The organism is Staphylococcus schleiferi (assembly GCF_025558325.1).
In the GTDB taxonomy this organism is placed as follows: domain Bacteria; phylum Bacillota; class Bacilli; order Staphylococcales; family Staphylococcaceae; genus Staphylococcus; species Staphylococcus schleiferi.
Genome location: NZ_CP094712.1, coordinates 58,661 through 72,042 on the forward strand (window position 1 = coordinate 58,661; position 13,382 = coordinate 72,042).

Here is a 13,382-nt window from a genome sequence, read left to right on the forward strand (position 1 = left end):
CAGGTGAAGTAGAGCCTGGGACATAAATACCAAAATAAATAGCTCGAAGATGATTTTGATAAAAATCGTCTTCGAGCTTCCTTTTTATTGTCATGCTTCGTATTATATAGGCTCGCTTTCCGAGGGGACAGCCTCAGCCTGTAGTCTTCGGCTCGTCCTGTTCCCTCAGGAGTCTCGCTATAAATACTTCGCTTATATATGTAATCATTCACCATTATACTTAAAAAATTAAGGCACTTTCGTATAATTTAATTCATCACAACAAAAACTAAATTAACGAGGTGCCTAAGGAAATGAGTCGCATCTAGTGCGGCTAAACTGATGATAAAAGGAAAAAATCCGAGATTTTTCGTTTTTTACGAAAATCTCGGATTTCATCGATTATTAAGACAATTTTGTCTCAGGCTCGAAGTAACGGTATTCATTCTAGAGAGGGTTGGCGATACGGGGAGTGTTACAGGTATAGATGTGAATCAGCAATTGTTGGATATAGCCCGTTCTCAAAACCAATTTGATAATGTGTCATTTTTAAATAGGGATATTTATCATTTAGAAGAACTTGGCACTTACGATGCGATTGTAGGACGTCGTGTGTTGATGTATTTACCCGATGCGGTGAAAGCGATAAAAGCACTGGCTCAACATCTGACAACAGGGGGTGTGATAGCTTTTCAAGAAAGTGACGCATTAAATTCAGGCTATGGTGGAGACGCCCTCCCTTTACATCAATTAGCTTTAAAACGTGTTTTACAGACGATAGAACAAGAAGTAATATTCATATCGGGCAACAACTTTATGGAAAGTTTGTAGAAGCGGGTTTTGAAGCACCCCATGTGATGTCAGAAGTTGTAGTACAATCCACGACCTCGGGCAGTGATTTGTATTGGCTTACTGAAATGATGTATCAAAGAATGATTCAGCATCAAGTCATCGATGAATCATTAGATTTAGCCCTATTGAAAGAGCAAATGGAACAAGAATTAAACGTAACGAACGCCGCCTTTATTAGAGATGTCGCATTTGGTGTCTGGAGTGTTAAAGCCTAATTTCATTAGATTTAACTTTAAAACAATGTCTAAGTTGGATTTTTCCCGGGAAATGATTTCATAAGAAGGTTATCAATTTATTGGATGCGTCAGTGAAGGAATTTGCAATAAAGAAATAAAGGGGGCTTTGTATGCGACTAGGTGTGATACTTAATAGAGTTTTTAGAATGCAACATAATCCATTATTTGAATATGTGATTCAGCATCAACATGAGATAGATCAGCTTTATTTTATTTTACCGATAGAAAATTTATCTGATGCAGCAAGTGTGAAGCGTGATGATTATGAAAAAGTGGTTAAAGGTTTTGTACATGCTTTAAATCAACATGAGATATACCCCCATATTCTTAATTATGACCAATTAGGTGTGCTCGTCGATAATTTAGCGTTATCTCACGTATTAATGCCTCAAGATATCATGAGTTATCATCAATCGGTTTATGACTATCCTCATATGAAACGTACTTTTGAAAAGCATCAAGTTAAAGTTATCGGGCAACGCGTTAATCACTATTTTCAACCCTCACAAACATTGAATCAGCAACAACAACCGTATAAAGTGTTGACTAGTTTTTATAAAGCGAATCGTAAAAATTTAGTACATAGCCGTTATAAAGCGGATGCACACAAGCAGGTCGCCAAAATTGCAGAAAAAGGCACAAATCAGGTGCATTTGCAGATCAATGATAGTGAAAATATGGAAAAAAGCGCCCGTCAAGATTGGGCGGCATTTTTAAATACAGATATATCTGATTATAAAAGGCGTACAGATGATATTTCACAAGATTTTGTAAGTGGTTTAAGTCAATTTTTAGCGTATGGCTTACTCGATATTCGTGAGGTTATTAATGATTTGTTAGCAGGTTACGATAGTGATGAAATCAATTACGAAGCGTTTATAAGAGAAGTGATGTTTCGTGAATTTTATTATGTATTAATGACAAAATATCCACAAACGGCAACTCAATCTTTTTCTGAAAAATATCGAGGAATGCAGTGGTCGAACGATCAATCTCGCTTTGATGCGTGGAAAAGTGGACAGACGGGCTATCCGATTGTGGACGCCGCAATGAAGAAGCTCAACCGTACAGGACTGATGCACAATCGTTTGAGAATGGTTGTTTCTCAGTTTTTAACGAAGCATTTATTTATTGATTGGACTTGGGGTGAAGCATATTTTAGACAGTATCTCTTAGACTATGATAATGCCTCGAATGTACACGGTTGGCAATGGTCAGCGTCAACGGGTACAGATGCCGTACCTTATTTCAGAATGTTTAATCCTATACGTCAAAGTGAACGTTTTGACCCGAATGGTTATTTTATCAAAACCGAATTAGGCGTATTAGACGATGTGCATCACAAATGGATTCATAATCCAACACAATACAAAGCGCAAATAAAAGAAAATCATAACATTGAAATTGGTAAAGACTATCCCGAAGCGATTGTAGATCATAAAAAAAGCAGGGATTATGTCATGCAGCAATTTAAAAAAATAGGGCCAAGTAACGGAACTTAATTTTGATATTTAACAACATAAAAAAGGGGACAGCCATCTATACGATCACTGTCCTGCTTTTTATCTATATCTTATGTTTTGCTTTCTAATTTCCTTTAATCTTATTACAAATTACGTTCAATTAAAGCCGAGACACAAGTGAAATATGCTGAAGAGTACGGGAGAAAGTCAGATTGAGTGAAAAATCGAGACGTTTGATTATCCAGTGCGACGCCATTAATTGTCTCAATTTGACCTTTCGAAAATTTGCTAAAGTCATCTTTATTAATTCGGTATAATGATTGTCAATCTAAACGAGAAGGCAGTGAGATTAGCCGAAGCCAAAAATACACCAACACTTCAACTGTGTAATCGTACAATCAAGCGTTGGTAAGTTAAAACGGGGCCTCTAGGCAAGCGCGTTTAAGCATGCATGAATATGATGATGTACCGTTCCCATAATTTTTTACAGTGAAGGTAAAGTTTCTGTTCTAAAAAAATTCTAAGCACTTTTAAGTTCACGCATAAGGTCATCTTTAATAACTGGACCGAGCGTTCTAGAAAATGTATTCGTCATATGACTGGAGTCAAAGAAAACAAATACATTTCCTCTTACAGGCTTGAAAGTGTGGTTAGGCACAATAAAATTGTTATAATCATAGATTTTTGCACCTGTATCTTCCATTGGTTGAAAGTTTTTATCCGGAAGTTGTTTGGAAACATCAATGGTCACATTTTTATTTTTTTCATAAGCTTCGATTGCATTGACATCTAATCTTGGTGTATCACGTACTGCAAAGATAGGTAAATCAAGTGATTCTAAATAACGAAATGCATCAATGAAGCCTTGTGGGACGTCGGTTTCTTCGTCATTTCCGACATCAGCTGTAGTAAATACTAAATCATAGTCATCCTTATGTTTTTTAATATAATCTTTTGTGTTTTCCATCCATTTTTGGGACAATGCATCTTGTTCACCCATTGTAAAACGAGCATTCGCTTTGCAAAGGTGCGTGATTTTGATTTTTTCTTTTTCAGCAATTTGTTGAAGTGCTCCCAGCCAATGACTCGAATGGGAACCGCCGACTAGCAATATATGATACTCATAAGCGTCTTTTTGCCCATATGTTAATGGTTTGACTTTTGCACCTTGGTAAATCATGCCTCCATCATCATAAGCATCAGATTTATCATTAGTAATATATTTAATATGAGGCAAGATTTTCTTTTTATTTTGGTAATCTGCTTTGGCTGTTGCACCTGGAAAAGCATGATTTGGCGGAAGGTCTTTTACATACGTAGGATTATTCAATTTGTAGTTAAATCCAAGGGTTCCAATCAAGCATAATACAACAGTAAAAAAAGCACCTAACCTCATAAACACGGGCTTACCGAAACTATGTCGTATAGGCTTTTCAACTAAATTTGTTGTGATAGCACTCAGCGCTATACTTAATAAAATGATACCAATACCGATAAGGGTAGAAATATGTGTATCAACGGTATATTTATAAAACGATAATAGCACCCAATGCCATAAATAAATTCCGAAAGAAATGCCACCTAGCTTCATGAGGATTGGGCGACTTAATAAAGCTTCAACCCCAAAATGTGATGGATCATTGCCAGATAATAAGATGAGTATTGCACATGTCATCGGCCACAATGCAACATAACCAGGAAACATTGTTGATACATCAAAAATAATACCGGTGAGTATTAATCCCACTAATCCTATCCATCCCAGTATATTCGAAAGCATGACAGGAATTTTTATTTTGAAAAGGTTAAGGTAAACTAAACCCCCTAATGCAAATTGCCAAACACGTGCGACTGGATTAAAATAAGCAAACTGTTGATTTGTACTCGTTTGAAATATAGAAAACGTGAGTGAACTTAAAAAAAGGACAATAAGTATGATGTTGATCGTTGTGTGAATATGTATCGTTTTAAGCTTCTTCCATAATAAAACGATAAATGAAAATAATATAAACCATATAACATAAAATTGACCTTGAATAGACATTGCCCAAAAATGTTCTAAAGGCGTTTTCGCTTGTTCGGAATTTAAGTAGTCCGTATGTGAAAAGGCAAGCTGTAGATTTTGATAATAAAACAATGATGCGATTAATTCTTTTATCGTTTTACCGTAGATTGAACTTGGAATAATCCAAAAGGTAGCGATAGCAACAACAGTTAAGATAACAAGTACGTTAGGAAGCAATCTCTTCAGTAATCCACCGAAATACTTGGAAAAAGAAAGATAACCTTGTTTGTTGATTTTAGAAATGATCGACGCAGTGATTAAGTAACCTGAAATAATGAAAAATACATCGACACCGCCTGACACTCTACCTAACCAGATATGATAAATTGCCACTAATAACGCAGCAATAAAACGTAATCCTTCAATTTCTGTTCGAAATCTCTTCTCAATTTGTAAAAATTGTCCGTCCATTCTTGCACTTCCCTTACAATATCCTATGTATAAACATCTTATCAAAAATTAGATTTAGTTTTTATAACAATAGAAACTTTTAATTAACTTTACTTTTTATTAACATAAATTTAACACAATTAAAAAACAAGGTTTTTGTTCGATTAGTAATGCTGGGTCCAACGTGTCTCTATTTATGAAAAGACACATAGTTCTAGTGATGGACGTTAATATGAAAAAAGGCAATTATATTTGTCAAGATAACGAAAAATGTAATTGTCAGTTAACGGATTTAAAATATTTCAATGACCTTTTAGAAAAACTTGATCAATAAATACTTTTCGAATAAGGCAGTTAAATAGTTTCATATGGAGTGGGTCAGAATCTATTTTTGTTTACCGCTTATTAATAAAAGGGTTTGTTTCCGTCAATTTAGCGGAAACAAGCCCTTTTGTCATGCCATAAAATATATAATTATCTTAATCATGTTATATTTTTTAAAAAGTTTTGAAATTTGTCAATAAATGGCAGTGATATTTATTATTAAAGTGAGATAATATACTTGTGACTCAATATAAAACGCTTTCATATAATTATTTATGCTATTTTGAAAGCAAATTAATGATGAGAATTATTTTTTTGCCTGTATAAATATACCTTCAAACGCAGTGTTTATCGTTTTTTTCACAGAAGTTGAGTTTTTGTTTTGAACTGTTTATGTTAAGAAGTGTTTAAATAATAAGTACTAATATTTTGAAAATAGTTAACAAAATGTTAACAATTTAAATAAAAAACTTAATGTATTATAAGGTTAAACCGGGTATATATAATAGGGCGGAAAAAAGGGTAGGACCCCATTCGTAATCATTCTATCTGTTGTTTAATGATAATTTGGTTTCAAATCAGATTATTAATTATAACTATTTTGGAGGGATTCGTATGTCAAAATTAATTTTTCAATCACCAGGAAGATATGTACAAGGAAAGGGCGTTATTAATTCAATTGCTGAAGAAACAGAACGTTTAGGTACACACGCACTCATTATTTCAGATCATATTGTTTGGGATATTGCCAAAGATCAAATTGAGAAAAGTTTTTCTAACAACAAAAATGTGAAATATGATTATGAAGTATTTAAAGGTGAATCTTCAGAAGATGAAATTAATCGTATTGCCGAATCTTACAAAAATTCTGGAGTCGATGTTGTCATTGGTTTAGGTGGCGGTAAAGCACTAGATACAGGTAAAGCTGTAGGTTATGCATTAAAAGCAAGTGTCATTGACTTTGCTTCTACAGCTTCAATGGATGCACCTACTGCTGCGGTTTCAGTTATCTACAGAGAAGATGGTGTGTTCAGTGGTTACCAGTTTTATCCAAAAAACCCTGACACAGTTATGGTAGATTCTGAAATTGTTGCACAAGCACCCGTAAGACTATTTGCTTCAGGTATGAGTGATGGTTTAGCGACATTGTTAGAAGTTGAATCTACATTGCGTCGTCAAGGTAAAAATATGTTCCATGGCCGTCCTTCATTAGCAAGCTTGGCAATCGCTCAAAAATGTGAAGAAACTATTTTTGAATATGGTCACAGTGCTTATGCTGCTATTGAAAAACATGTTGTATCACCTCAAGTTGATGCCGTAATTGAAGCGAACACTTTACTTTCAGGTTTAGGTTTTGAAAATGGTGGTCTTGCAGCGGCACATGCAATTCATAACGGTTTTACAGCACTTCAAGGAAACATTCATCACTTAACACATGGTGAAAAAGTCGCATATGGTATTTTAGTCCAATTAGTATTAGAAAATGCACCAACAGAAAAATTCTTAAAATACCAAAGATTCTTAAGTAGCATTAACATGCCAACAACTTTAGAAGAACTTCACATCGACGATAAAAGCTATGAAGATTTAGTAAGTGTAGGTGAACGTGCATTATCGCCAGATGATACATTTGCTAACCTTAGCGATAAAATTACAGCAGATGAAATTGCAGATGCTATTTTAACAGTCGATGAACTGTCTAAAAGTCATTTCTATTCAAAGGAGTAATTTGAGTATGAAAAAATTAATCAAAGACAAAAACCAAATCCTAGCTGATATGCTAGATGGACTCATCACAACGAATCCGGATGTGGAATTAATTTCAGATACGGTTGTTGTGAGAAAAGATAAAAAGCAATCAGGTGTTGCCCTCGTATCTGGCGGTGGTAGCGGTCACGAACCTGCACATGCAGGCTTTGTTGCACGAGGCATGCTAGACGCTGCAGTTTGCGGTGAAATCTTTACTTCTCCAACACCAGATAAAATTCTTGATGCCATTAAAGCCGTAGACACAGGAGATGGTGTTTTACTCATCATCAAAAACTATGCTGGCGACGTAATGAACTTTGAAATGGCTCAAGAAATGGCACAAATGGAAGACATTCAAGTTGAAAGTGTCATTATTCGTGATGATGTTGCGGTCTCTGATCCAGAAAAACGCCGTGGTGTCGCTGGTACAGTTTGGGTTCATAAATATGCAGGTTATTTAGCTGAAAATGGTTTTTCATTAGCAGACATTAAAGCAAAAGTTGAAACAGTCATTCCGAAAATTAAAAGTATTGGTATGGCTTTAACTTCACCTATGGTACCAACAACTGGTAAATACAGCTTTGATATCGACGATCAAGAAATGGAAATCGGTATTGGTATTCATGGTGAAAAAGGATTACATCGAGAAGCGGTTCAACCGATAGATGTTATTATTGAACGATTATTAGATGCATTATTAAAAGAAGTCAAAGAGAAAGATATCATTGTAATGCTCAATGGTATGGGTGGTACACCGTTATCAGAATTAAATATTGTGGCTAAATATTTAGATGCACAATTGAAAGACCACAACTTTGACGTTAAACAATGGTTCGTAGGCGATTACATGACTTCTTTAGATATGCAAGGCTTCTCAATTACTGTTGTTCCATATAGTAAAGATTTAGGTGAAGCTTTGGCTGCACCTACAGCAAGTCGATACTTTTAAACGAATAATCAATGTTTTAAATTTTTGAGGTGACTTAAATGAATGTGCAAGAAATGAAAACAAGATTACTCAATTTAGCAGATCAGTTTAAAGAAAAAGAAGAAGAATTGACTGATTTAGATAGAGCGATCGGTGATGGTGATCACGGCGTGAATATGCTAAGAGGTTTTGAACATTTAAAAGATAAAATCGATGATAAAGACATGAAATCATTATTTAAATCTACAGGAATGACATTAATGTCTAACATCGGTGGTGCGTCTGGACCTTTATACGGATTTGGTTTTATTAAAATGGCGAATGAAGTGCAAGATGAAATTGACAATGAAAATTTAAAACAAGTCATTACTGCATTCGCTGAGGGCATCCAACAACGTGGTAAAGTTAAATTAAATGAAAAAACAATGTATGATGTCATTGAACGCACAAGACAAGCATTAGAAAATAACGAAAACGTCGATTTTGAAAAGTTACAATCTTATGCAAATGAAACAAAAGACATGATAGCAACCAAAGGACGCGCTTCTTATTTCAATGAAGCATCAAAAGGCTACATTGATCCCGGCGCTCAAAGCAGCGTTTATATCTTAAACGCAATTATAGGGGGCGAATCATTATGACATCTATCGTTATTGTCAGTCATAGTTACAAAATTGCAGAAGGTGTAAAAGAATTAAATGGCCAAATGACAGACAACAGCGTCAACATCGTGGCAGTAGGTGGCTTAGAAAATCAAGAAATAGGAACAGATTTTAATCGTATTTTTTCAGCAATTAACAATTTAAAAGATGATGCGTTATGTTTCTATGATATTGGTTCAGCAGGTATGAACCTTGATACAGTTTTAGAAATGTATGAAGGTCCACATCGCATTGAAAAAATTGAAGCACCTATTGTAGAAGGTAGTTTTATCGCAAGTGTCGCAATTAAATCAAACATGAGTATGGATGATGCGATTGCAGAAGTTAAGACACAGTATAAATAATGCGAATATTTAACGGTTTTATATAAAATATTAAGTCATATTTACACACTTTGTATACAGAGCAGTGAGACGGAAATGAGAGAAATTGAATTTCTGCCTCACGCTTTTTTTATTTAAAAATTGAACCACAGCGGTCATCGCAGCAACTGAAACAAGCGTTAGCGTGTATCAATCAGTACGAAACCGATACAATGGGATAAAAGAGATAAGGCAAATGAGGAGGGGATTGTCATTTCACGTCGACATGAAATTGAAGTACTGTGGAAAACGTATAAGTATGAGGTTATGTGGCATCATCAAAATAGTTACAACCTTATTAGAACAACGTTAAAAGGCGACTGCAATTATGATGAAGTAAAAGCGTTGATTGATCAAGCTTTGGCAATTGAGCCGACGAAAGGGTCAGTTATCAATGCATTGAGTCATATGTGGGGCTACTTCAAAAAAGTGTGTAGACCTTCAGAAAGATATTTATATGAATCGTTAAAATCACATTATTTATTGGGTCAAGTTGAAGAAAGAACGCTCATTCTTTTTCTTTATTGTATGGCAATGACTTATGATGTGCAGTATATTAAAGCGTCTAGTATCATCAAAAATTTTCCCAAAATGGATGATGAATCAGCATCATAACACGATGGATGCGATACAAATGAGGCGTGACAAGACGACATAAAAAATCCCCTCTCCAAAACTTTTTTAATGGAGAGGGAATATTCGTGCGTTGATAATCTTTCATCATCAGTAAGTTGAAACATAAAATTTAGTTATTTTCGAAAACATCTTTTAAAATTTTGCGTTGGTATTTTTTCTTAATGATTAAATATAAAATACCTTCAATTGCTAAATACAGAATGCTACATGTTAATCCAATGCCATAATACGAAGTGATTGTATATTGATCAATGTACAAGACGATAATCCATGTCACAAATAAAGCGACTAAGAATGGAAGTACAAAAACCCATCTTATCGTACTTGCGAGAACTTTTTTTATAGATTTTTTGGTCATACCTATCTTCACCATAGCCTTATATTTTTTTATTTCTTCTTCTGCTAAGTTGTAGAGTCTTGAGTAAGTGATACTTGCGATACCTATTAAAAAGGAAAAACATAAAATACCCCCGACATAAGCAATAATATGTCTTTGTATTTTTTCAAATTGATAGTATGAAAATGCAGAGGTTAAAGTTTCTCTATCCCCATTAATTTTAAAATCGTTTTTGAGCGTAGCATCAGACTCTGTTTTCCAGTTTTTGATATTGAAAGCAAAGAATCTATCATTTACAAATTTATGCTTTAAACTTTGGTATTTTTCATCAGCTACAATTGTTACACTTGAGAAATAGCCAGATAATGCAATGAGACGTTTATCCGATCCTATTTTTTTAGAAATCCCTAAATGTTTGTAATCTTTACCTTGCATCTCACCGAGCGTTGGCACGTTCTTTCCATCAACACCCACGATAAAATATTCATTATCTTTTAATGACAGATGCTTTCGATTCAATAGCGTGGCAATTTTGTTATAAGTTGAATTAGATAAAATCACATCTCGATGTTTTTCATCGAAATTAAGAAAATCGACACGTACTTTTTGAAAGCCTTCTTTATCTTTTAACTTGTCTGTGATCAGTTGGGACTGGCTCAAATCATCAATTTTTTTATCCCAAGCGGTGTACATATACGAATAGGGCATGATTTTTTTAGTGGTGCTGTCAATAGTTTTAGGTGCGCCAATAATATAAATTAAGGAAGATAACGTGATCGTAAACAGCAACATTGTCATGGTCATCGTTTTTAAATTTGTGTTAATGCGATATTTAAAATTACTCATTTTCACTAACCCCTCACCTTGATATTGTCGTTGTGTTACTTTCATCAGAAATGCATACACCATAAACATGAGATTGAATAGTAAATATGTGAAAATGATAAAAGTTATTAATAAGAAAGGATACTCTAAAATATCAAGTTTATAGTTGTAATAAATCGTTAAAGGCAAAAAGACCGAGAATAAAAATGCTACAAAAAGAATGTGATTCCTTTCAGCTGTCTCTTCTTTTTTCAATAAGCTAATAATCTTTTGCTTTCTTAAAATGAGAGGGGCAAAGATAGAAATTAATAAAAACAAGCCGCCCATTAAACAAAGTGTGTATAAAATGGCAGTTAATGGAAAATAAAAATCTAAGTTTAAGCCCCCGATGATTTTTTCAGCAATCATCAGAAATAGTTTTGAGAAGATTAAACCGAGTGTCATCCCAAAAAGTAATGAAAAACCGGAAATAATCCCATTTTCATAGAATATAAGTTTGAAAAATTGCTTTCTATTTGCGCCGATAATATTTAATACAGCAAACTGCTTACTCCGCTGTTTTAAGAAATTGCCAATTGAGAAAAGTATAAATACGAATGAAAAGAGCATCGTCGTTATGAGCCCGAGATGTAAAATTAATCCAATCGTACTATCTTTGTCGACAATTTTTAGAGAAGGGTGAAAGGTCAAATTCGAAAATGTAAAAAATACAAAGACCGAAAGGACACAACTCATAAAATGGTAGATATAAGTTTTAAAATCACGACTAATATTTTTAAATGCGAAATTAAGTAAAGTCAACTTCGTCACCGCCTAAAAATGTCATCGTATCTAAAATCTGCTTTTTATAAGCAAGCGCATTATTTTTATTAATCATCTCTTGGTATATTCTTCCGTCTTTAATGATGCATGCTCTGTCAGAGTAAGAAGCGATGAGCGGGTCATGCGTGACCATGATAATAGTGACATTCACAGTGTCATTCAATTTTTGAAAGAGCTTCATCACATCTTTTGCTGATTTTGAATCTAAGTTACCTGTAGGCTCATCAGCCAGTAGAATCGCGGGAGAATTAATGACTGCCCTTGCAATCGCAGCTCTTTGTGCTTGTCCACCAGACACTTCATAGGTCCTTTTATCTAAAATATGATTAATATCTAAAAGACTTGCGATTTCTTGTAACTTTAGATGCATTGTTTTCGCGTCACAACCGTCTAACGTGAGCGGTAAAATAATGTTTTCTCCGATCGTTAGCGTATGGATTAATTTAAATTGTTGGAAAACAAAGCCGAGCTCGCGTCTTCTAAAGTTAGCTAAATCGTTATCGCTCATTTTATGTGGGTTAATGCCATTGATTTCGACCGTACCATTCGTTGGACGATCAATGGTAGAAATTGTATTGAGAAAGGTACTTTTCCCGCTGCCACTTGGTCCCATAATTGCGATAAATTCACCTTTTTCAACATTCATACTGATTTGATCTATTGCGGTAAAGGGGACGGTACCCCTATATGTTTTTTCTAAGTTTGAAACTTTTAATACCATATCGGTGTCTCCTTATCAAGTTGATTTTTTATCTCTATTTTTAGGTTAAGCTGATCATTAAACAGAATTGTCATTTTTCACTTATTATTGATAAATCAATCTTAACAAGCGATGATTATAAAAAAAATCCAATAACATTACCTTATCTTACAATTTGGTAATGTTATTGGCGTTTTAAGTGAAAATACGTCTGTTATGCGGTTGTACGGTAAACAGTTTAAAATTTAATAAAAACGGTTGTGCCTTGATTTAACTTAGATTCAATCGTCACGTCGTGGTCTAAATATTCAATAATTCTCTTAACAATATACAGACCAATACCACTAGAATCTGCATTATTTCTTCCATTCTCGCCGACATAAAAAAGGTTGAAAATTTTAGCTAATTCATTGTCTTGTATCCCCATACCATAGTCTGTAATCGAAAGTGTCACAGTATCATTATTTTTCTCAGTTACAAGACGGATAGGTTGGTCCGCATCACTGTATTTGATGGCGTTTGTCAGTATTTGAGTGATAATCAACTTAAGCCACTTAGCATCAGAGTACACGTAAGTTTCCTCAGGTATATCAAGTTTAGGGTAAATTTGAGAGACGATAAAATAATCTTTTAAGCTATTGATACAATCTTTGCAAACCGCATTCAAATAAACTTTTTCAGCGACAAAATCATTTTTGAAATCATCTAGCCGATAAATATCAAGCATTTGATCGAGATGATACTGCACTGTATTAAGATTTTGATTAATAATTTTAAATGTTTCATCGTTATGATGATTTTCAGAAATTAATTTCATGACAGAAATCGGCGTTTTCATTTGATGGACAAATCGATACATCAAGACCTTTTGTAACTTTTTATCCGCTTCATATTTGTTAGATTGTTCACGTTGAAGTTTAATGAGATGCTGAATCTGCTGATTGTATGTTCTTTCAAATGAACCTCTTGGATTGTATATTAAATATTCATTGATGTTGTCAGTTTCTAAAAACAATTTTTTATACACTCTGCCTCTGCTATAAAAGCGTAAG

Annotated in this window: 12 protein-coding genes; 8 read left to right on the top strand and 4 right to left on the bottom strand. The window is 34.2% G+C overall.

The window, feature by feature from the left end:
* Positions 1-321: 321 nt before the first annotated feature.
* From MUA40_RS00255 to MUA40_RS00265, 3 genes are all read left to right on the top strand, one after another.
* Positions 322-810, top strand: a complete 489-nt coding sequence (locus MUA40_RS00255) for a class I SAM-dependent methyltransferase (RefSeq protein ID WP_016425779.1) — start codon at positions 322-324, stop codon at positions 808-810.
* 26 nt (positions 811-836) lie between these two features.
* Positions 837-1,046 carry a hypothetical protein gene (locus MUA40_RS00260; protein WP_016425780.1) on the top strand — a complete coding sequence of 70 codons (210 nt, stop codon included), beginning with the start codon at positions 837-839 and terminating at the stop codon, positions 1,044-1,046.
* Positions 1,047-1,177: 131 nt separating this feature from the next.
* Positions 1,178-2,569 carry a cryptochrome/photolyase family protein gene (locus MUA40_RS00265; protein WP_016425781.1) on the top strand — a complete coding sequence of 464 codons (1,392 nt, stop codon included), beginning with the start codon at positions 1,178-1,180 and terminating at the stop codon, positions 2,567-2,569.
* A 481-nt stretch (positions 2,570-3,050) separates the two neighbouring features.
* Here MUA40_RS00265 and MUA40_RS00270 read toward each other — a convergent pair whose 3' ends face one another.
* Positions 3,051-5,006, bottom strand: a complete 1,956-nt coding sequence (locus MUA40_RS00270) for an acyltransferase family protein (protein ID WP_016425782.1) — start codon at positions 5,004-5,006, stop codon at positions 3,051-3,053.
* 918 nt (positions 5,007-5,924) lie between these two features.
* Here MUA40_RS00270 and MUA40_RS00275 point away from each other — a divergent pair.
* From MUA40_RS00275 to MUA40_RS00295, 5 genes are all read left to right on the top strand, one after another.
* Positions 5,925-7,037 carry a glycerol dehydrogenase gene (locus MUA40_RS00275; protein ID WP_126496243.1) on the top strand — a complete coding sequence of 371 codons (1,113 nt, stop codon included), beginning with the start codon at positions 5,925-5,927 and terminating at the stop codon, positions 7,035-7,037.
* 7 nt (positions 7,038-7,044) lie between these two features.
* On the top strand, positions 7,045-8,007 hold the full coding sequence (gene dhaK / locus MUA40_RS00280) for a dihydroxyacetone kinase subunit DhaK (RefSeq protein ID WP_016425784.1): 963 nt from the start codon (positions 7,045-7,047) through the stop codon (positions 8,005-8,007).
* Between the two features lie 38 nt (positions 8,008-8,045).
* Entirely contained in the window at positions 8,046-8,627 is a 582-nt protein-coding gene (dhaL, locus tag MUA40_RS00285) for a dihydroxyacetone kinase subunit DhaL (protein WP_016425785.1), read from the top strand.
* Positions 8,624-8,992, top strand: coding sequence for a dihydroxyacetone kinase phosphoryl donor subunit DhaM (dhaM, locus tag MUA40_RS00290; RefSeq protein ID WP_016425786.1), 369 nt, complete (start codon positions 8,624-8,626; stop codon positions 8,990-8,992). Before dhaL ends, dhaM begins: the two co-directional genes overlap by 4 nt.
* Before the next feature lie 285 nt (positions 8,993-9,277).
* Positions 9,278-9,625, top strand: coding sequence for a DUF1722 domain-containing protein (locus tag MUA40_RS00295; protein ID WP_016425787.1), 348 nt, complete (start codon positions 9,278-9,280; stop codon positions 9,623-9,625).
* A gap of 130 nt (positions 9,626-9,755) precedes the next feature.
* On the opposite strand, the gene MUA40_RS00300 is transcribed toward MUA40_RS00295, so the two are convergent.
* The 3 genes from MUA40_RS00300 to MUA40_RS00310 all read right to left on the bottom strand — a co-directional run bounded on the left by MUA40_RS00300 (position 9,756) and on the right by MUA40_RS00310 (position 13,357).
* Positions 9,756-11,609: an FtsX-like permease family protein gene (locus MUA40_RS00300; RefSeq protein WP_016425788.1), complete on the bottom strand. Its 1,854-nt coding sequence runs from the start codon at positions 11,607-11,609 to the stop codon at positions 9,756-9,758.
* Positions 11,596-12,351, bottom strand: coding sequence for an ABC transporter ATP-binding protein (locus MUA40_RS00305; protein WP_016425789.1), 756 nt, complete (start codon positions 12,349-12,351; stop codon positions 11,596-11,598). The genes MUA40_RS00300 and MUA40_RS00305 overlap by 14 nt, the downstream gene beginning before the upstream one ends.
* 217 nt (positions 12,352-12,568) lie before the next feature.
* Complete coding sequence (locus tag MUA40_RS00310) at positions 12,569-13,357, bottom strand: sensor histidine kinase (protein ID WP_196800882.1); 789 nt, start codon at positions 13,355-13,357, stop codon at positions 12,569-12,571.
* Positions 13,358-13,382: the final 25 nt, after the last annotated feature.

Bases quoted from the DNA above. Each gene is read 5' to 3' on its own strand.
- MUA40_RS00255 (WP_016425779.1), top strand. From the start codon at position 322: ATGATAAAAGGAAAAAATCCGAGATTTTTCGTTTTTTACGAAAATCTC.
- MUA40_RS00295 (WP_016425787.1), top strand. From the start codon at position 9,278: ATGTGGCATCATCAAAATAGTTACAACCTTATTAGAACAACGTTAAAA.
- MUA40_RS00265 (WP_016425781.1), top strand. From the start codon at position 1,178: ATGCGACTAGGTGTGATACTTAATAGAGTTTTTAGAATGCAACATAAT.
- MUA40_RS00270 (WP_016425782.1), bottom strand. From the start codon at position 5,006: ATGGACGGACAATTTTTACAAATTGAGAAGAGATTTCGAACAGAAATT.
- MUA40_RS00305 (WP_016425789.1), bottom strand. From the start codon at position 12,351: ATGGTATTAAAAGTTTCAAACTTAGAAAAAACATATAGGGGTACCGTC.
- dhaK (WP_016425784.1), top strand. From the start codon at position 7,045: ATGAAAAAATTAATCAAAGACAAAAACCAAATCCTAGCTGATATGCTA.
- MUA40_RS00260 (WP_016425780.1), top strand. From the start codon at position 837: ATGTCAGAAGTTGTAGTACAATCCACGACCTCGGGCAGTGATTTGTAT.
- MUA40_RS00275 (WP_126496243.1), top strand. From the start codon at position 5,925: ATGTCAAAATTAATTTTTCAATCACCAGGAAGATATGTACAAGGAAAG.
- dhaM (WP_016425786.1), top strand. From the start codon at position 8,624: ATGACATCTATCGTTATTGTCAGTCATAGTTACAAAATTGCAGAAGGT.
- dhaL (WP_016425785.1), top strand. From the start codon at position 8,046: ATGAATGTGCAAGAAATGAAAACAAGATTACTCAATTTAGCAGATCAG.